Source organism: Luteibacter aegosomatis (assembly GCF_023078455.1).
In the GTDB taxonomy this organism is placed as follows: domain Bacteria; phylum Pseudomonadota; class Gammaproteobacteria; order Xanthomonadales; family Rhodanobacteraceae; genus Luteibacter; species Luteibacter aegosomatis.
In genome coordinates this window covers 1,231,031-1,249,078 of record NZ_CP095740.1, presented here as the reverse complement: position 1 = coordinate 1,249,078, position 18,048 = coordinate 1,231,031, and the positions used below count along the sequence as shown (strand labels likewise).

Below are 18,048 nucleotides of genomic sequence, written 5' to 3'. Positions count from 1 at the left end.
GGCCTTGATGGGTTAGGTGAAGCGGCGTTATGCCGAGAGGCGGAACTGCGCCAGCACCGCGAAGATGCGAAGCTGGTTGATCAGGGCGCCCGGCCAGAGCACATCGAGGCGATTCGGGTTGGTCGCGTTGCGCTGAACGATCAACCCTTGCGCGAAGGCATCGCCCCCCTGCACGACGCCCTGGTCCTCCAGCGTCCGGAACTCGGCAATCAGGTCGGCCCGGATAATGCTCGGCGTGACGATCGCCGAGCCGGGGGCGAAGCGCGTCCCGTCGTTCGCGAGCTTGACGCGGGCGTACTTCGAGGTGATCAGTGCCGCCATGTCCCGAAGCACGAACATCAGTAGGAACATCGTCTCGACTTCGAGGTAGCTGTCGTCCGGCTGGCCGAAGGCGTTCTTCTGGTACGTCGTGATGACGTTCTCGAGCGCAATCGTGCCGTCCTGGGCAACGGTGAAGGTCGAGATGCCGTCCCACAGGAGCGTATTGCGCTCGGTCCTCATGAAGCGCGAGGCCACCGGCGGGGCGAGAGCCACGCTGAGTGCGATGGTCTGCAGGGGGCGGCCCGGGTCGGCGCGCAGCGCCACCGCGGCGGCGCCGGCATAGTCGGCCGCCCAAAGCCACGAAGGTGTCGGCGAGTCGTTGAACCCCAGGATGCTCTCGTGCTGGTTGTTCCGGCCATTGCCCAGGGTCGTCAGCGCGCCGACCGTGCCGCGGCTGGCAGTGAAGACGTGCCCGTAGACCTGGTTCGACCAGCTCCACCGGCCAGTCGAGTCGCTGAGCAGCGCCTTGAGCGCGTCCAGCGACGCCGTATCGGTAAACGGGCACACGATGAAGTCGAACGGCTCATCGCCAAGGCTGGCGAGCGCAGTCGTCAGCGTCGGGTTGGTCGCCCCGCCGGTCATGGCCGTGATCGTCACCGTGATACCCGCCGGCGTAGCCTCGCCGGCCTGCGCGCCCCCGAAGTTCATCCGGATGTCGATGTCGTTACCCGCCAAGCCCTTGTTTCGGGCGGTCAGGTTGACCTTGCTGGTCGTGGTGCCGTCGACGGCGGCGGTGACGGGGAGATTTGCCGCCGCATTGATGGCCGCGGCGACAGCCGTCGCGATCGACGCCGCCGTATCCGAGACCGATACGGGCACGGTGACGGCAGGGGTGAGCCGGGAGGCCGCGATGTAGATGGAGAGGACGCCCGTCGCCGTCGGCGTACCAGCGAACGCGATCGATCCGGCGGCAGCGGTGGCGCCAGCGGCGTCGGCGAGCGGAAGGCACCAGAGCTCGCCGAAGTCATCGGACGCTCGGTAGGCGGCCACCATCAGCGCCAGCATGGAGCCCTGGCCACCCTTGGCGATGGCATCGCTCGCGCCCTGGCTCAGGAACGGCACGCCGGCCGGGGCCGACCCATCGCCGGTGATCTGGCCGATGACGAGGGCCCGCTGCGTCTGCTGCCCGGAATTGGCCTGGGAATTGTCGACCTCGGCGTAGAACAGCGGGACGCGGAGATTCTGGGGGATGTGGCTGAAGGGGACGCTCATGCCGTCTGGCTCCCGTCATTGGTCAGGTCGGTCGAAACAGCGTTCCGCGCGCGCGATGCGCCGGCGCCCTTGGGTGCCACGTCGACGACGTCGCCGTCCGCCAACCGGCGTAGCCAGTAAAGATCGGCATCGTCGACATCGCGGCCATCGTCGGGCAGATAGTCACGCTTCACGGGATCACGGACCCGCATCCCGGGCTTGGGGTAGACGCGCATGCGGCGCTCCTATGGTGGAAAGGTGATATCGAGGCCACCCTCGGCACGGCCGTCCGGGCCTTCGGTGCGCGGAGCAGGCCGCACGGCATCGGGGAATGGCGGGTCCGGGTAGGTACCGGTCGGATCGAACACGTTGGACGAGTCGACGGTGACTGTGAACTCCTCCAGCACATCGGTCGGGATGGGGTAGAAGTCCTCCGGCCCCTGGTAGAACTCCAGGCCGATCTGCATCGAAAGCTCGCCGAGGTTCTTGGCGCCCTCTCCGTCGACGTCGATCCGGCTCCGGATGAAGGGCACTTGCTGGATCAGCTGCTGCAGCGGCGGGTAGTTGATCAAGGTACGCAAAACCTGGCCCTTGATCGCTTCCAGAGCGACCTGCGTATTGACCGTGCCCTGGTTGTCCACCTGCGCCGGGCGCTCAATACGCACCATCAGCGTGAGCGTGGCGGTGACCGTGAACTGCGGTGCCCCTTGCCTACCCAGCGACTCCATGTACTCCTCGGGCGCCTGGAAGTACGCCACCGGATACGATCCTGACCAGGTGGCCCAGTCCTGGATCGGGAAAACGTTGTCGCCTATGTCGGTCGCGCCCTTGAGCGCGGTGACCATGATGTCCCGAAGCTGTGCGGTATCGGTCATGGCAACCCCGTATCGGCGAGCATCAGCTTGATGGCGCCGTGGCCGTCATCCCTGACTTCCTTGACGATGAAGAGCGACCCGACGCTGTGAATGCGCACCTTGTCGTTCTGCTCGGGGTAGGCCCGAAAGATGGATTGGCGCACGCCGATCACCGGCTTGGTCGTGGTCGTATCGACCTGCGGATCGATCAGGTCCACATCCTTGTAGGCGCTGTCGAAAATCCCCTCGATGGCGTAGGGAGCGCCGACTCGCGGGATGTACTCCGCGGGCTCGGCGAAAACGCCAGCGAGGGGACCCAGTACGTGCTTGTCCCAGTCGACGGCCATGCTATTCGGCGAGCACGCCGCTCTGGAGTACCTCCGGACGGGTGCAGATGTGCAGCGGGTAGCTGTACACCTCCATCTTCCAGAACGAGTTGCGGTCACGGTCCGGGATCGGGATGACGTAGATCGGCTTGCCAGGGGTGTTCACCCACTCGAACGATTCGCCGGGCGCATAGGCCACGTCGAACACGCCCGGAGCACCCTTCGGGAAGAACTTGACCTCGTTGGTCTTGACGGCAATGGTCGCATTGTCGTCCGAGCCGCGGTAGTTGAACCAGTTGATGCCGCCGAAGCGCATCGCCTGGAACGCCTGGCCCTTGCGCAGCTCTTCCGCAGCGGCCCAGTTGTAGTACGTCTTGGTGACGTCGGGATGGTTCGTCAGCTGATCCCAGAAATCGTCGCCGCAAAGCGCATAGACCTCCGTGGTCGGCAGGAACGCGCCCTGCGAACGACGGGACATCGCGCGCACGATCTCGTTGCACTGCGGACGCAGCTTCGCCGGAGCCACCGCCGAACCGTCGGCATTCAGCTTCAGGTTGAAGACGATCGTCTTCGGGCGCTTGATGCCGAACTCCTCGAACCAGTCGTATTTCACGTCGCCATTGGCGTTGAGGAGCATGCCCTGGATGGCGGCGAGGCGGTGGTATTCCCAGGTGAATTCGATGTTGCTCGTCAGGCCCGTGGGGCCGTTGAGACGGCGGGCGACTTCCGCCTGCACCTGCATCAGCTCGCTCTCGGTTCCGAAGGCACGAATGTCCTGGATTTCCTGCGCGGTGATGGTGTCCGAGGTCATCAAGCGAGGCACCTTGAAGTAGCGGGCCTCGCGCTCTTCGGTCTCACGCTGCTTACCCTCGGCGCCGCGCTCGCTGAACGGGATGATCGTCAGCTTGCCCTGCCGCTGTTCGACGGCCAGCGCCGTGGTGCGGATCGGGTTCGGATTGAAGAGGTTCAGCTCACCGAGACCGGTGGGCTGGAACGGAAGCTTCTCGACGGCCGTGGTGAGCGAGATCGACGAGAAGATGTCCTGGTGGAATACGTCCAGACTGGCCATTTGCGGCTCCTGAAAATGAAAAAGCCCGCTTACGCGGGCTTCTCTGGGTGTGTGGAAGTGCGGACGCTTACCGAGCGATCACGCCTTGGGTCTTGAGCGAGGCGAGTCCAGCATCCTGTTGCGCGGCCGTGAGGGAGGCATCCCATACCAGCTCCGCGAGGTTCACCTCGGCCTGCCTGACGACGGCAGCGGCCGGCGCGGGACCGTTGGTGGTATCGGCGACGCCGTAAAGGATCCCGTAGCCCGTCGCTCCCGAGGTGGACGAAGCCAAGGGCGCCCAGCCACCTCCGGCGGCCGTCACCGCCACCGTGAAGGTATCGCCCTCCACGAAGGCCGTGGAACCCGCAGTGATCAGGAAGCCGACGCCCTCGGAATTGAAAACCTCGCCGACCGTTCCCGGGCCGACCACGACACCATCGTCGTCCGGGAACTCAACGGTGCCACCGCGAGCCGGGACGGGTTCACCGTTCGGATTCGTGACCGTGAACTCCGTGTCCGAAATCAGCGTCACCGTGTAGGTGCCCGCGATCGCCGGGGCCGTGATCGCAATGGCTCCGATGGTGCCGTTGCCCGTGTTGTCCTCGCCCGCCGCTCCGGTCCCGGCGTAGGTCGTCGCAGCGCTCGCGAGGATGGTTCCCGGCTGCAGGCGACCGTGGCCGCCGTTCACCAGGATTTCGTCGATCGAAAGATGGCCGTTGGCCTGGGAGACGAGGAAGCCGCCGGGATGGCGGGTTTCCCGCAACGGCGTCTGGGGGGTGTAAGTCATGTGAGGATGCTCCCTTGAGAGTGAGGGGTAGGCGGTTAGACGCCGCGGGCCTTCTTCATCGCGGCGTCCCAGGAGCTCGCGACGGAGGCCTGGCGGCTCGACTCGCCGCGATCGGTACCCAGGTTCGGGTTGCGGGACTCGCGGTGGTTGTTGACCCCGGACAAAGCCTGCGCGGCGGGGGCGTCCCGAAGTACCGCGATGACCTGCCTGCGCGTCATCCTGGTGTTGCAGGCCAGGCTCATCGCCAGCGGCAAGTTGCGGGCCGCCGCCTTCGAGCTGAAGATGGCGGCGAAGCGAGCGCGCTCACGGGCGCGTGCCTTCGCCGCACTTCCCGAACCGTTCATTTCTTCCTCGTCGTCATCATCTTCGGCGTCCGGATCGTCCTCCGGGTCATCGCCATCGGCCTTGGCGCGCTTGGCCTTCTTCGACGAGGGCTTGTCCTCATCATCGTCCGGATTGTCGGCGGCCCGGGCCCGGCGCGACTGCTTGTCATCCTGACGATCGTCGTCCTCGGCATCCGGGTCGTCGCCCTCCGAGCGCTCGTCCTGCTCGTCATCCTCCTCTTGCGCCCGACGGGCCTTCTTGTCCTCATCGTCCTCGGCACGCGCGCGCTTCGCGCTGCTCCGGCCGAGACCGGTGAGATGGGCGAACGAAAGCGCGCTCGCCACGCGGGTGGCAATCTTGGTCATGTGAACCTCGGGTGCAGTTGCTTGCAGATCAGCCCAGCTCGGCGAGCAGGGAGCGGAATGCCTCGTTCGGCGCCATCACGGCGTCGGCGAAGCCGATATCGACGCCCTTGGCGCCGAGGAAAGTCGTTGCCTGGGTGCCGCGCACCTTCTTGACCGACAGGCCCCGATTGCGCGCGACCGTCTCCACAAAGAGGTCACCCATGGCATCGACGTCGGCCTGGAACCGTTCACGAGCCTCTCGCGACAGCGGAATGGCTTCGTTTCCGTCGGCCTTTCGATCTCCGTACTTGATGATCGAGACCGTAATGCCATGCTCGTCCAGGGCCCTGGACCATTCGGTCAGCATGCTGATGACGCCGACCGATCCGGTGCCTCCGGTTCGGGGCACGATCACCTTGTCACACGCGCTGACGATGCCGTATGCGGCCGAATAGGCGCTCTCGGTCAGGATGCCCCAGATGGGCTTGTCGCCCCTGGCCCGGTAGATGTCATCCACCAGGTCGAAACAGCCGGCAACCTCGCCGCCAGGGCTCTCGGCATCGAGCACAATCGCCCGAACGGCATCGTCGGCCAGGGCCATGCTCAGATTGGCGCGAATGCCGTCATAGCCGGTCATGCCGCTGTAGGGACGCATGGTGCCAAGCTTGTTGACCAGCGTACCGGTAACAGGAATCACAGCGATGCCGGCAACCACCTCGTAGCAGCGATCGGGAGCAGGCTCGTCGCCCATGTCCCAATGATCGAGCGCCACCATCTCGCCATTGCCGCGAAATAGCTTGGCCACGCCAAAGCGATCGGCGAGCGCTGCCATCACGACCTCTGCCTTTTGAGGAAGGATGGCCAGCGGCGTATTGAACAGGCGCTGGGCCAAATGTGGCAGATTTTTCATTGCGGCTGTGGTTCCTTCATGGGATCCGACGCGTCCTCGGCGCTCCCGCTAAACCACTGCGGAAGCGGGAGTTTGTGCTCCTTGAAAAGATCAACTTCGGCGGCGCGCTGCTGGATGACTTCCTCGTAATCGAGGCCCTGCTCGGCGCACTCGCGCTTGAGCGTCGAAAGTCCAGCGTCCATGCCTAGGATCGCTCCCTGCTTCTCCTTGACGGGATCCACCCAACCGCGCGCAACGCCCAGCCAGTCGCAACGCGAGTAGCTCGACCGCTCGGAGAGAAAATCAGGTGCACCACTCGGCAGCGGAAGCTCCCCCCGATCCATAGCCTCGTGCAGCCACGTTGCGTACATGGGGTTCGCGGTTCCGACCTTGAACTCGCCGAACCGGCGGGTGAGGGTCTTCCATGCCTCGAGGAGGGCGCCACGCGCCGACGAGTAGTTCGTTTTGGACCAGTCCTGCGTGATCTGCTCCCTGGATACGCCCGATGCAGCCGAGAACGTGCCCATCATCTCCTGGGCAAAGCCTATGAAGTTGCCGTGCGGGTGCGTCGAAGAGACCGACTTGATGTCCTCGCCAGGAGCAAGCGTCGGAATACGGGCCCCGTTGAGCATCGCCGGCCGCTCGTCGTGCCACTCCTTGCGCAGGTCCTGATAGGCGGACAGCTCGGCATCGGCGTCCAGGGCCTCAGCGACGAGCGCTGGATCAAACGGGCTGGTGACATACGTGCCGAACGTCGCAGCGATCGTCGCGGCCTGCAGCTCCACGCCGTAGTAGCGCGCGAGCATCTTGAAGCGAGCCAGGACGGGAGTGAATATTCCCACGCCACGGTTTTGTCCTGCGCGGTCGGTCTCGAAGTCATGGATGACGCGAAGCCACCCGTCCTCGTCCTCGCGCTCCACCCGCTCCCATTCCATGCTTTCGAGAGCGTTGTACCAGTCGTTCTGGTGCGCCTTCCGGATGTGGTATGCCACCGGCGCCTGGTCGTCGTCGAGCTCGACGCCGCCACGCAGATGGCGAGAATCCACCATCTGGTAGGGGTTCGAAAGACGGTCAGGGTCCACCACGCAATAGCACGTCGCATACCGGGCCCCGCCGCGTCCGACGCGACCAGGTTTCCAGTAATTGACGACGAGCGAATCGCCATCGACCAGCTTGTGCCGCAATGCGAGGCGCATCTGCTGCGAAACGGTCAGTCGTCGCGACAGGTCGTTGTAGTGGCCGACGTCATCCGAGAAGGCGCGCCATAGCGCCTCTACTGTCTTCCGAAACTCGTTCGCCCAGCCTGCGTCGAAGGCCTTGATGCCAGTTCGTGCTGCCAGGGCTCGGTAGTCGGGGCTCGCCGACAGGCGAACGGCGCCACCGATGGTGTTATCCAGGATGCGGATAATGCCGCCGGCAGCCCACCCGTCATTGCGGACGAGATCGCGGCTCCGCGCGACCATGCGGTCGCGAAACTGGTTGATCTCGGCATCAGGCGAACGAATCCACGGCAGCCAGTCGCCCATCTCCTGGGTCGCGATGTTCGCGGCCTCATAGGGGAAGACCGACCGCCCGTAATGTTCCGTCCGATGATCGACGCCGAGGCTACCATGAGCCTTCGGGGGCGCCGACGACAGCGGACGCCCACGGGTATCAACGAGACCGGTCATCAGAAGATGGCCCGAATAGCGCGGCGACGGCGAATCCCGAGCGCATACTGAAGCCCAAGGATGTAGGCCTGTAGATCGCCGATGCTCGCGCGCGTATAGGTGACGGATTTGGCTCCGTCGCCCTGGGTGTAGCTGTAGCTCTCGCCTTTGGCGCCCGTGCTCAGGTCGTGGTACGCCTGCTGGGCATCTGCCAGCCACTTCTGGAGGGTCTCGCGCGGGACACCCGTCAGGTTGTTGGTGCGCGGGACGAACGACATGATCACTCCTAAGCCATACGCCCCACGCGGGAGCGACGCTTCTGGACAGGTTTGGGTGTTGGCGGATGGCCTTGGCTGCCATCCGCGGCAAGCTCCAAGGGCGGCCCCATGGTCAGTTGAACCTCTTCGGCACGCTTATTGAGCGCAAGACCGAAGTGCAACAGGCCGCACAAGGCGGCGTAGTTGTAGACGCGGCAGTCGAGCGCCTCGTTGGCTCGGCCTGGGCGTAATTCCCAAACGCGGTACTTCTGGCCGCCCTTGGTGACCAGAACGGACCGCTCCGCGGTCAGCTGGGCGTAGTAGTTCAAGTCCCGGTCGACGGGGAAGTGCATGTAGCCCGGCCCCGGCTTGGTCTTGCCCAAGCGGCTTGAAATCGTGTCCTTCGCCGCGTTTACGCCGATGATGACCGGTCGATACGACTTCTTGTTCCTATTGGACGGTCGCGCCGTGGGCCATACCGGCGACCGCTTTCCGCCGCGGGCTGATTCACCCTTTACCGCCCAGATGCGACGACCGATCCGAGCCTTACAGAAGTCGTAGACAGCCTGCGTGTGATGGCCGCCAGAGTCGATGCACGCCGCCATGATCTCGAACTGGCGACCATCTGCCCTTGACCACGTCCTCTTCAGGAATTCGTCGAGCTGATCCTGTACGCGCTTGTCGCTGAACTCGCCATCGATCACGTGATAGGTGATCGACCATGATTCCTCGTTCTTCCCCCAGGCAACAATCTCGATCTCGACGCGGTAGTCCTGGACATCGATGCCACCCGTGAGGATCGCCGCGAATTCCGGAACGTCGCCAGCCCACCGCTCGGCGCGGGCCGCAAGCGATTCGATCTGGATCTCGCGCCCTGAATGCCGGCGGTATGGCAGGCCAAGCTGGGTGTTCCAGAAGACCTGCTTCTTATCTTCGTCGTCCTTCGCTAGCACCCATTTCCGAGCAATGTCTGATGGCTTGTCCTTTGCCCATGGGCTGTACAGCTTACTGGCCTGGAAGCCAGCATGAGTGTTGTCGACAGCGAACGTGCCACACGACGGGCAGATGACTCTGTAGACCGCGTGTCGATCTGACTCCCACCACTTCCAAATGAGGTCGATCGCCGAAGACCCGTCGCCTTTCCAGGCCTCCTCGTACTCGTCAAGCGGAACGTGGCGCTGGCCACAGCACGTGAATGGTTTCGTCTGGTGCCAACGGATGGCCTGCAAAGCACGGAGCCGCTCGCCTTCGGACCACATGCAACCGCAGGCCTCGCAGAAGATGCGCGCGGACTTCGTGTTGTGCGTTGATCCGTCCTTGTCCCACTCGACGTGCTTGAAGAAGTCGAGGAACTGCCTGTGACCGCAATGCGGACATGGTACAGATGCTCGGCGCTGGTCCGAGTCGGCGTAGCTATCCGATATCCGGCACTCGTCCTCTACTGTGGGCGAGCAGGCGCGAACCGAAAGCCAGTTCGTTCCGTAGCTGGCAGTTCGCTCATCGGCAATCATGAGCGGATCACCCTCTCGGGTAATCGGGTACTTGTTGATCTCGTCGGCAAGAACCAGGCGAACCGGGCGGCGAGCTAAGTTGTCAGGACTACCTGCACCCGCCAGAGCGAGAAACCCACCGCTGAACGGCTTGTAGAGCAGCGTTTCATCGGCACGCCTCGACCTCCCTCCGAAGATCACGTCCCGCAGGACAGGAGTCGCGCGAATCAGCGGTGTGATTCGCTCCTTCGAGAACTGCTCGGCCGCGTCCTCTTTCGGCTGAAGAAGGAGCATCGGACAGGGGTCCAAGTGAGCATGGAATCCGAAGATGTTCTCGAGAAGTGCCGTCTTGAGGAGCTGGGTACTCACCATCACCGTGATGATGTGTACACCGGGCTCGGTGACAGCGAGCGCCGGCCCTCGGCCGACCTCAACCGTCGAGGTCCGCCAATTCCCCGACGTGCTTCCCGCGCCCTTCGCAAGTCGACGGTAGGTATCGGCCCACTGCGGAACGCTTATGCGCGGCGGCGGGGTGTATCCCTTCCTGTACGCCAGCCAAAGTCGATCAGCTTTGCTCAGTGAAGTCAGCGGATGGGTCGCCAAGCTGGTCGATCTGCTGGTGGACATACCCCGTCAGGACCTCGGTGACGCGATCGGCCTCAAGGCCAAGATCGGCGGCCACGAGCGGACCAACCCGTGTGGGCCAGTTCAGCCAGGAGTCGCGCGCGGCACGAGAGGCTTCGAATAACACCCTCTCGGCCAAAGCCAGTTCAACGAGGCTTCCCTCCTTCTGTTCAAACTCGAGCTTCTTGAGGAGCGCGAGGTAGTTCTCTTTGATCCGCTCCGCCTCAGCGCGCGGGAACGGCGCGGTGGCCAGCGCGATGCGCATGGCCGCTTCATCGATCGTTTCGCCGTCTTCGACGGTCAGCGGGGTGCGGACATCCGGGGTGCGGACATCGGTGCGGACATTATTCGAAGTGTCCGCAGCCTTCGCCGCCGCCGAGTCGCGACCTCGCCTATTCGTTTTGCGCCAAGGTCCGCCAACCTGGGTGGCATCGAGAAGGCCGGACGAGTCCTTGACCAACAAGCCTTTTTCGATCCCGCGGCGTACTTGTTTCTCATCGCACTGTTCGCGCCTGGCGAACTCGCGGACGGTGATCAGCTCGGCCATGGGTGCGGACAATCCTGCGGACAACTTTTTGAGCCTAGAGCCGGTGACTCATCGCGGCGCGCAATGCCCACGATGCCTGATCGACCAGGAAGGACCCGTGACCTACCCACCCCCTGGCCGGCCGCGGCCGTCACCGGGCGGTCGCCAGCGCCCGGGCCATCGCCCGGTCGAATGCCCCCGACCACCCGCGCTCGACGATGTCGCGGCCGGTCGTGCCGAAGCCCAGCCGCTTCTTCACCTCGATCGCATCACCGAATCGGATCAGCAGCTTGAGGGTAGCGGGCTGTTTGCGGCGCGCCGGCACTCGCTGCCACACACCATTGACCTCGCCGTCCTTGGTCTTCACTGGACCGATGAACACGTCACGCCGAGCCTTTAGACGACGAAGCACCGTGCGCGACAGCTGTCCGTATTGGTCCAACCGAATGTTCTTCGGATTCAACAGAGCCCGACCCGGCAGCTTGTGCACGCCACCTTCCTCATACGGCGCGAGGTATCGCGCAGCAATAGGCTTGACGTACACCACGGCCGTCAGCGTGCGCTTCGTTGCCCCGCTCACTCCAACCGCATTGACGGTGAAGGGCTTGGGCTTCTCGAAGGTCGCCTTGATGTTGTCGCGTTCCGCTACGGCGACTTGCCGCGCCAAGTCGTTGATGGCCTGGGCAGCTGCAAAGTTCACCTGACGGTAGGCGAGATCCGAAAGTGACTTGGTGATCTCTTTCAGGTTCGATCGAATGTTGATCTCGATCGGCATGGCTACTTGCCAGCCTGCTCTCCGATGGCGCGGATTGCTGCCTTATCGGCGTTGCAGTTTTGGAGAGCGACCTTGCGGGCATTGGCGACACGTACGGCCTCCTCGACCTTGAGCGAGGTGGGCTCCGCGATCGGGCAGTCCTGGGTCAGCGCGGCCGGGATCGCCACATACACTGGCACCTCGACCCGGACGACCTTGGGCATGGGCACCGGCGCCTTCGTCTCCGGGCAGCCGGTGAGCGGCAGGCAGGCGATTAGTAACCAGAGAGCGCGGGACATAGCGCCGCCTCCAGGACGGAATGGCAATCAGGTGCCTTGGCGCTGGCGGTCACCTTCTGGGCGAACACGGCGCCGGCGGCGGTGTTCTTTCCCTTCCGGGACGCGGCGCCGTCGATCAGGGTCTGCGCCTGGCTTCGCATCAGATCCGCCTTGGCCTCGGCCTGCGCAGTGGCATCGTTGGCCTGCACCAGCGCGCCGGCGCAGGTGTCCAGGTCGGTCTGCTTGGTGGTCAGGGCGTTGCGTGCCTCGGTGAGCTCGTTGCTCAGGTAATCGATGCGCCAGGCCGTCGCGCCGATGGCGATCACCAGGAGAAGCGCCGCGGTGGTGTAGGCGTACAGCTTGTTCATGGCGCCTTCGGCTCCTCGTTGGGCGGAACGGTGGGCTTCGGCGGCTCGATGCGCTGACCCTGGGCGCGGATGCGCAGAAAGAAGCCGAGGACGCCGATGACGGGCGCGATCTTCGCCACGAGCCACACGGGAAGGAGTGCCTGCAACTCGGGCGAGTTCAGCCACACCTCGGGCAGCACCGCGAGTGCGGCGAACACGTAGGTGCTGTGCCACTTCCACCAGTAGCGAGCGTCGTCGACGAGCTTCATTTCAGGTGCCTCACCGATTGCAGCTCGTGGATGTCCTGGGTGTTCCGGTCGGTCTGAACCTTCATCTCGGCCATCTGCCGGGTGAGGCCCGGGATGTCCGATAGCTGCTGGCTCAGCGTCTGCAGCTGCGCGTTCGTGACGGCCTGAGCCGTCACGACCGTCTGCATGGTCTTGTCCTGGGCCTCGAGGCGGCTGTCAAAGGAGTGGAAGACGTATCCAATGAGGAACGTCAGGAGCGCGAAGCTCGCGATGAGCGCGATGCGCTCGATCGGTCCGAGCTTGAAGTGCAGGGTCCCGTCTTCGCTTCGCTTGATATCCATCAGGTCATCCACTCGTCAGGCCACCGTGCCACCGGCGGCCTCGTAGGCGGCCTGCAAATGAGTAAAGAGTTGCGTGTGCTGCCCGTAAGGCGAGCCGGGCAGGCTTGCCCAGACCGGCGCGCACTTAGTGATCGCCGCATCGAGCCGGCCCGCCTTGATGTCGTCGACGGCGCGGGCGCGAGCGATCAGGTAGATCGCCACCCGATCCTGGTTGATTGGCGAGAAATCCTTGGCGCCAACAGCCTTGCTTGCCCAGTCCCAGGTGTCGGTGCGGATGCGCCCGGGAATCGCCGCCATGATCTGGTATCGGCCAGCTGCGTCGCTCCAACCCCAGCGCGTCCGAATCGCGATGCGCGGGTGCTGCGCGTAGCCAGTGAACAGCTCGCTGCCGACGTTGACGTTGTAGCCGTCGTCGCCGACGCCAATCGTTCCCTCGGAAGTCGCCAGCATGTCGAGGAATGCCAACACGTTAGCGCCACCGGCTTCGTTTGCGGTGATACGCGCCATGGCGATTCCTCCAGGCGCCAGCTCGGCGCCGCATAGATGACCAGGTTCGGCCGTCCAGTGGCCGGCGTTACCGCCAGCAGCCCAGGGGAGTGAGGCATCACCAGAAGCGCAGCAACGGCTCACGCCGTGGCAAGGTCGCGCATGTAGCGGACCTGGTCAATTGGAACTGGAGCGGGTCGCCGGATTCGAACCGGCACCTCCAACCTTGGAAGGGTTGCACTCTGCCCGTTGAGCTAGACCCGCAGAAATGAGAAAGCCCAGCTCTATGGCTGGGCTCTTTCGGTTGGTCGCACGAAGCGTCCAGAGCAGTTTACTCACAAAACTTGAGGGGAAAAACCTCAATTTTTCGACATTCGTCTGGGCTACCTTCTGACCGCCTTCACGAATTCATGCTCGGCTCGCTGAAGCTCTTGAGCCATAAAGTCGTAGAGCCATTCGTAGGGGCCGATCCACCGCTGGTTAAACGAGGACTCCTTCATCTTCAGGCGTGCCGCTCGCCAGGTCGTTCCGTAGCGCACCTTTCCTGAGCCGAGGCAGCGCGTGCAGGAACATTCGCCATCTCGACGCCGAATATTGCCCGTTCCCTGGCACTCGCCACAGCCTTTCGGGTACCGAATTTCTTCCAGCACGGCGGCGCGTAGCAGCGCCCAAGGCTCGGCGATATCTGGCGACTCAATGCTCGCGTGCAGCTTCGGCCAGCGCTGGGCGTTCGCATCCGAGTATTGCCGCGTTAGGGTCGAACGACCCATAACATCCTCGTCGCAGGCAACCGCCATCAGCGCGCGGTACATGGCCAGCTCGCGACGTGTCCATTCCTTAAATTGAACGTCCATCAGCGCCCGGTCGATGGACCTCCTTGTGACCGCCACTTGGTCCGGCCAATGCAGTAGGCACATAAGGTCACGTCCGATTCCGGCGGGCACCATGGCGACAGCGGCCGCGATGTCCTGGGCGGTCAGTTCGGGAATGCCGCCGCGGCCGATGTCATATCGCACGGTGGTCGGATTGAGGCGAGCCAGGAGTTCGGCGGCTTGCATGTGATGGTCCCCTGCTTAGTTTTGCGTGTCATTCGTGGCGCCAGCAGCGCCGTTCTTCTTGTGCTGCCGGATGAGCCGGATCAGGCTGTGGTGGGCGGCGTTAAGGTCTGACGCTCCCGCTTTGACCAAGTCGGCGAACGCCTCCAGCTCCTGCTCACCCATCCGGTGGATCGTCGGCGCGCGGCGCACCAGCACGGAGAGGCCCACGATCTGGTCCCGTGCCCGCTCGTGCAGCGGCCGCTTGTTCTTCATGCTCGCGGTGCCTCAATGCGGGCTTCCGTGGCGAGGTATTGCAGGATCGCCGTGCGCGCCTCCCACCAGCCGTTGCAGCGGACGGCGCAATAACCCTGATCGGCGAGGCGCTGAAGCCACTCCTTCTGCTCGGGCGACAGCGTCCCACCCTTGACCCGCTTCATCTCGATGAAAAGGCCGTGGTACTTGCCTCGGGCAACAGGTAGGCACAGGTCAGGGACGCCGGACTTCAGCCCTTCGGCGCGAAGCTTCATCGCCTGGCGGGAAAAGCGGCGCCCCGGGCCCGTGCTCTTCGACGCGAGTGCCGCGCCGTTGGGAATGGCGAATAGCAGGCGCAGCTCCGGAGCGCGGACAGCGTTGATCCCGGCCCATTCCATCAGCGCAGCTTGCTCTTCGTGCTCGGTCGGAAGCGGCATGGCGCGCGGTGCGGTCATGCATCACCCGCCTGACCGGACATCTCGGCGCCTTCAAGCAGTCGCTCCTGCAACGCCAGCAGATCGTCGTCGGAACCGTAGAACGCGTGGAACGGCTTGGAGCCGTGCGCGAGGCTGGGGCCGTAGAGGTCTGCCGCTTCCTTGTCCGTCATCTCGCCGAACGGTCGCACGCCGCGGTGATGCCAAGGGCAGGCGCCGATGGTGAACGTGTGGCCACGCCGCCGGGCGCCGCTCAGGAGGTGATGGGCATCGCAACCTTGGAACGCTGCGCGAAGGCGACCCAGGGAGTGGTTGAGGTGGCAACACACGCACTCGCCACGCTTGATGCGGTCGATCCGTTCGGACTCGGTCTTTGTGGGCTTGCCCGTGCTGCGGCCGCGCTTGAGAGCCGGACGGATGGCGACCGCCTTCGGCTTCTCTTTGGTCACCGTCAAGGCTTGACGCACGGCCGACATCGCCGCGAATTGCTTGCGAGCCACCAGGGGTGTCTTGCGGATGATGGGTGTGCGCTTCACTGGCGCCACCTCGGACGGTCAGCCTTACGTTGCGCCCTCTCGATACGTACGTCTCGCGGCCACGCCACGGATGGACGCGGGGCGGCTATCGGCATAGTTACGGCTGCCGAGATCGCGGCAGCGAGCAGGATACGGGCGGGATGGATGGTCGAAACGATCACGTCTCTCCTTCGAACTTCCAGGGATCGGGCTTGATGGCGCGCTGCATGCGCGCGCGGTAATCGGTGGGTTTGTTCGGCCACTTCTGTGCCATCTCCACGACGCGCTTCTCGTAGCCGGGCGTGGTGAATGGACGGTTGTCCACGGGCCTCACCGGGCCGTCGGGGTTGGAGCCCCATTCCTTTCCCTGGTCGTTCCGGGCGTACACGGGACGAGGGTCCATTCCCGCTTCACGAAATAGGTCGGTCATCTCGGCCATGAACGGAAAGTCGGCGCGGCGCTGGTCGCGCGCAGCGGCCTTCTCTGCGGCGGCGCGCTCAATGCTGGGCGCCAGCTTCGCCATCATTTGCTCTGGCGAGAGCTGCTCGGCACGGTCCCGTCCGGCGGACATCAGAACGAATCCCCACTGTCGAGGCTGTCCCACATCTGGTCAGCGGTGATTGCCCGACTGCTCTTCAGGCCGGCCGGCCGCGCCGTCGCCAGCTGGAACAGCTGGTAGCGTCCGATGAATTCCAGCGCTATATCGGCGGTCTCGCCGTTTCGCTGCTTGTCCAGCAACAGCTCAACGTAATCGCGGGCGGTTTCGTCGGGCCGGTGCAGGAACATGACAACGTCGGCGTCCTGCCCAATGGCGCCGGAGCCGCGCAGGTTCTTCAGGCGCGGACGGTCGGTGAACTCCTTGTTCAACTGCGAAAGCACCACGATCGGGATGCCAAGCTCCTTGGCCAGGGTCTTGAGCGTCCGCGAGATGATGCCGATCGCGATGTCCTCGCGGTCCGCCTTGGGCGGCGTGATCAGCTGCAGGTAGTCGATCACGATCATCGCGAACGGCGTCACGGCGTGACACTGGCGAACGCGCGCGCACAGGACATCGAGCGTCAGGCCTGCGTGGTCGTCGATCAGGATCGGCAGGTTTGCGACGATCGTCGAGCCACCGGTGATGCGAGGCCAGTCGTGGTCCTCGATGCGCTTGGGCATGCGCAGGAGCTTGCTGTCGAACCGGCCAGCGGAGGCAATCAGGCGGTCGTTGAGCTGCACCCCGCTCATTTCCAGCGAGAACACGCCGATGTGCCTGCCCTTGCCTTCCGCCTTCGCGAATTCAGCGCCAGCCCGCGTGCTCTGTAGCGCAAATGCGGTCTTGCCAACGCTCGGCAATGCCGCGATGACGATCAGATCGCCGGGCTGGTATCCGCCGGTGAGCTCGTCGAGCTTGCCGAGCCCGGTGGGAACGCCAGTCAGGTCGCCCGTTGCATCCAGGCGAGCCTGGATCGCGTCGAAGGACATCCGGCCGAACTCGCGGATGTGGCGCATGCCGCCAGCGGTATGTGGCGCGCAGGCTCCGACCAGGCGCTGGGCCTGACCAATCACGTCATCGCCGCTCAGTTGCGCGATCTGCTGACCAGCCTGGCGCACGCGGCGCGTGATGGCGGCACGCTGCACTGCCTCGGCGTAGGCCCGGACGTTCCCGTGCCGCCATTGCTGCTGGAGCGGCTCGCCGAAGATGACCTCGCGCAGCTCCGGCCGGTCGTCGGCGATCACGAACGCGTCAGTCGTCACGCCCGCGTTGGCCCTGGCGCGGATCTCGGCGTACAGCGAGGCGTAGCCGCGGTGAGTGAAGTCCGCGGCCGTGAGCAGGTCGGCGACCTGCCAGTAGGCCCGTTCGTCGATCATGCACGAGCCGACGACGGCGGCTTCGGAAAGGTTGCCGCTCATTGCAGGGCCAGCCCCGGCTGCGCGCCGTGTCCGTTGACTTGGTGGCGCTGGGCCCGGCGGTGCATCGCCTTCTCGTACACCTTCGCGATCACGTCCTCGCGGATCAGGTAATCGAAGGTTGGCTCCCAGCCGGCGTGCTCGCCGCGGTACGGGCCGGTGCCGTTGAGGAACGGGTCTTCATTGCACTCGGCGAAGATGGCGCGGAACACCTGGGGAAGCCGGTGCTTCTCCGGCAGGAGAGTCCACGCCTTGTCCATGGCCTTCTTGCGCTTCCGCGACAGGAGCTCGGGCTGGGGCAGCTGCGGGAGGTGCTGGCGATAGGCCTCGATGATCTCGTCGTACGGCACCGTGGCGCGGGCAGTACGCCGTGCACGCGTCGTCTGCTCGGCGCCAGCCGAGCCGCCCCCGGCAGGAGGTTGGGGGTTGCTCTTATCTTCTTCTCTTCTCTTCTCTTCTCTGGTCCGCATGTTGTCCGCATCGGACGCGGACGCTTTGCGGACTTCCCTCTTTCGGTCAGCGTCCTGCGCCCGGCGCTTCGCCGACTGGCCGTTGTGCTTGTCAAAGTCAGGCAGCACAAGGCTTTCGTCACCTTGTGCGAGCCAGTTCACGGCGCTCATGGCAGCCGCGAAACCTGACCAGTTGAGCAGCTCGTCGACCGTTCCGAAGTCGTACCCTTCGATTTTTCCGTCGGCCGAGTGCGCGTCGAATAGACACCAAACGGACATGAGTCCGCCGACCACGCGCAATCTGTCCGCTTTCAATGCGGACGCCATGCGGACAACCTTCGGATGTGTGAAGAGGTCCGAGCGCATCTTGATCCAGTCGCCGGCCAT

At 64.4% G+C, this 18,048-nt stretch carries 25 protein-coding genes and 1 tRNA gene; all 26 read right to left on the bottom strand.

Annotated features, from left to right (window positions below; all coding sequences use genetic code 11):
- Positions 1-27 precede the first annotated feature (27 nt).
- The 26 genes from L2Y94_RS05735 to L2Y94_RS05610 all read right to left on the bottom strand — a co-directional run bounded on the left by L2Y94_RS05735 (position 28) and on the right by L2Y94_RS05610 (position 18,048).
- Positions 28-1,533: a phage tail sheath subtilisin-like domain-containing protein gene (locus L2Y94_RS05735; protein ID WP_247373668.1), complete on the bottom strand. Its 1,506-nt coding sequence runs from the start codon at positions 1,531-1,533 to the stop codon at positions 28-30.
- On the bottom strand, positions 1,530-1,748 hold the full coding sequence (locus L2Y94_RS05730) for a DUF2635 domain-containing protein (RefSeq protein WP_247373667.1): 219 nt from the start codon (positions 1,746-1,748) through the stop codon (positions 1,530-1,532). Before L2Y94_RS05730 ends, L2Y94_RS05735 begins: the two co-directional genes overlap by 4 nt.
- Positions 1,749-1,757: 9 nt before the next feature.
- Complete coding sequence (locus L2Y94_RS05725; protein ID WP_247373666.1) at positions 1,758-2,387, bottom strand: hypothetical protein; 630 nt, start codon at positions 2,385-2,387, stop codon at positions 1,758-1,760.
- Complete coding sequence (locus tag L2Y94_RS05720; RefSeq protein ID WP_247373665.1) at positions 2,384-2,713, bottom strand: head-tail joining protein; 330 nt, start codon at positions 2,711-2,713, stop codon at positions 2,384-2,386. Before L2Y94_RS05720 ends, L2Y94_RS05725 begins: the two co-directional genes overlap by 4 nt.
- 1 nt (position 2,714) lies before the next feature.
- Positions 2,715-3,761 (bottom strand): major capsid protein, encoded by a 1,047-nt coding sequence (locus tag L2Y94_RS05715; protein WP_247373664.1) that lies wholly within the window; start codon positions 3,759-3,761, stop codon positions 2,715-2,717.
- A 67-nt stretch (positions 3,762-3,828) separates the two neighbouring features.
- On the bottom strand, positions 3,829-4,527 hold the full coding sequence (locus tag L2Y94_RS05710) for a head decoration protein (protein WP_247373663.1): 699 nt from the start codon (positions 4,525-4,527) through the stop codon (positions 3,829-3,831).
- Positions 4,528-4,562: 35 nt separating this feature from the next.
- Positions 4,563-5,216: a hypothetical protein gene (locus tag L2Y94_RS05705; protein ID WP_247373662.1), complete on the bottom strand. Its 654-nt coding sequence runs from the start codon at positions 5,214-5,216 to the stop codon at positions 4,563-4,565.
- Positions 5,217-5,244: 28 nt separating this feature from the next.
- Positions 5,245-6,105 (bottom strand): S49 family peptidase, encoded by an 861-nt coding sequence (locus tag L2Y94_RS05700; RefSeq protein WP_247373661.1) that lies wholly within the window; start codon positions 6,103-6,105, stop codon positions 5,245-5,247.
- Entirely contained in the window at positions 6,102-7,754 is a 1,653-nt protein-coding gene (locus L2Y94_RS05695) for a phage portal protein (RefSeq protein ID WP_247373659.1), read from the bottom strand. Before L2Y94_RS05695 ends, L2Y94_RS05700 begins: the two co-directional genes overlap by 4 nt.
- On the bottom strand, positions 7,754-8,011 hold the full coding sequence (gpW, locus tag L2Y94_RS05690; RefSeq protein ID WP_247373657.1) for a gpW family protein: 258 nt from the start codon (positions 8,009-8,011) through the stop codon (positions 7,754-7,756). The genes L2Y94_RS05695 and gpW overlap by 1 nt, the downstream gene beginning before the upstream one ends.
- An 8-nt stretch (positions 8,012-8,019) precedes the next feature.
- The gene (locus L2Y94_RS05685; RefSeq protein WP_247373656.1) at positions 8,020-10,107 is read right to left on the bottom strand and encodes a phage terminase large subunit family protein; all 2,088 of its coding nucleotides are present in this window, start codon (positions 10,105-10,107) and stop codon (positions 8,020-8,022) included.
- Positions 10,046-10,651, bottom strand: coding sequence for a hypothetical protein (locus L2Y94_RS05680; RefSeq protein ID WP_247373655.1), 606 nt, complete (start codon positions 10,649-10,651; stop codon positions 10,046-10,048). Before L2Y94_RS05680 ends, L2Y94_RS05685 begins: the two co-directional genes overlap by 62 nt.
- Positions 10,652-10,781: 130 nt before the next feature.
- Complete coding sequence (locus tag L2Y94_RS05675) at positions 10,782-11,405, bottom strand: hypothetical protein (RefSeq protein WP_247373654.1); 624 nt, start codon at positions 11,403-11,405, stop codon at positions 10,782-10,784.
- Positions 11,406-11,407: 2 nt separating this feature from the next.
- Positions 11,408-11,683 (bottom strand): Rz1-like lysis system protein LysC, encoded by a 276-nt coding sequence (gene lysC, locus L2Y94_RS05670; RefSeq protein WP_247373653.1) that lies wholly within the window; start codon positions 11,681-11,683, stop codon positions 11,408-11,410.
- Positions 11,659-12,030: a hypothetical protein gene (locus tag L2Y94_RS05665; RefSeq protein WP_247373652.1), complete on the bottom strand. Its 372-nt coding sequence runs from the start codon at positions 12,028-12,030 to the stop codon at positions 11,659-11,661. Before L2Y94_RS05665 ends, lysC begins: the two co-directional genes overlap by 25 nt.
- Positions 12,027-12,278 carry a DUF7940 domain-containing protein gene (locus L2Y94_RS05660; RefSeq protein ID WP_247373651.1) on the bottom strand — a complete coding sequence of 84 codons (252 nt, stop codon included), beginning with the start codon at positions 12,276-12,278 and terminating at the stop codon, positions 12,027-12,029. Before L2Y94_RS05660 ends, L2Y94_RS05665 begins: the two co-directional genes overlap by 4 nt.
- Complete coding sequence (locus tag L2Y94_RS05655; protein WP_247373650.1) at positions 12,275-12,598, bottom strand: hypothetical protein; 324 nt, start codon at positions 12,596-12,598, stop codon at positions 12,275-12,277. The genes L2Y94_RS05660 and L2Y94_RS05655 overlap by 4 nt, the downstream gene beginning before the upstream one ends.
- A gap of 15 nt (positions 12,599-12,613) precedes the next feature.
- A complete protein-coding gene (locus L2Y94_RS05650; protein WP_247373649.1) occupies positions 12,614-13,105 on the bottom strand; it encodes a glycoside hydrolase family 24 protein in 492 nt (163 codons plus the stop codon).
- Positions 13,106-13,272: 167 nt separating this feature from the next.
- Positions 13,273-13,348: transfer RNA gene (locus L2Y94_RS05645), tRNA-Gly, on the bottom strand.
- Between the two features lie 119 nt (positions 13,349-13,467).
- Entirely contained in the window at positions 13,468-14,142 is a 675-nt protein-coding gene (locus L2Y94_RS05640) for a hypothetical protein (protein ID WP_247373648.1), read from the bottom strand.
- A 15-nt stretch (positions 14,143-14,157) separates the two neighbouring features.
- Entirely contained in the window at positions 14,158-14,394 is a 237-nt protein-coding gene (locus tag L2Y94_RS05635; protein ID WP_247373647.1) for a hypothetical protein, read from the bottom strand.
- The gene (locus L2Y94_RS05630) at positions 14,391-14,828 is read right to left on the bottom strand and encodes a VRR-NUC domain-containing protein (RefSeq protein WP_247373646.1); all 438 of its coding nucleotides are present in this window, start codon (positions 14,826-14,828) and stop codon (positions 14,391-14,393) included. The genes L2Y94_RS05635 and L2Y94_RS05630 overlap by 4 nt, the downstream gene beginning before the upstream one ends.
- The gene (locus L2Y94_RS05625) at positions 14,825-15,343 is read right to left on the bottom strand and encodes a Ref family recombination enhancement nuclease (protein WP_247373645.1); all 519 of its coding nucleotides are present in this window, start codon (positions 15,341-15,343) and stop codon (positions 14,825-14,827) included. The genes L2Y94_RS05630 and L2Y94_RS05625 overlap by 4 nt, the downstream gene beginning before the upstream one ends.
- Before the next feature lie 157 nt (positions 15,344-15,500).
- Positions 15,501-15,893: a hypothetical protein gene (locus tag L2Y94_RS05620; RefSeq protein ID WP_247373643.1), complete on the bottom strand. Its 393-nt coding sequence runs from the start codon at positions 15,891-15,893 to the stop codon at positions 15,501-15,503.
- Complete coding sequence (locus tag L2Y94_RS05615) at positions 15,893-17,215, bottom strand: replicative DNA helicase (protein ID WP_247373641.1); 1,323 nt, start codon at positions 17,213-17,215, stop codon at positions 15,893-15,895. Before L2Y94_RS05615 ends, L2Y94_RS05620 begins: the two co-directional genes overlap by 1 nt.
- A complete protein-coding gene (locus tag L2Y94_RS05610; RefSeq protein ID WP_247373639.1) occupies positions 17,212-18,048 on the bottom strand; it encodes a hypothetical protein in 837 nt (278 codons plus the stop codon). The genes L2Y94_RS05615 and L2Y94_RS05610 overlap by 4 nt, the downstream gene beginning before the upstream one ends.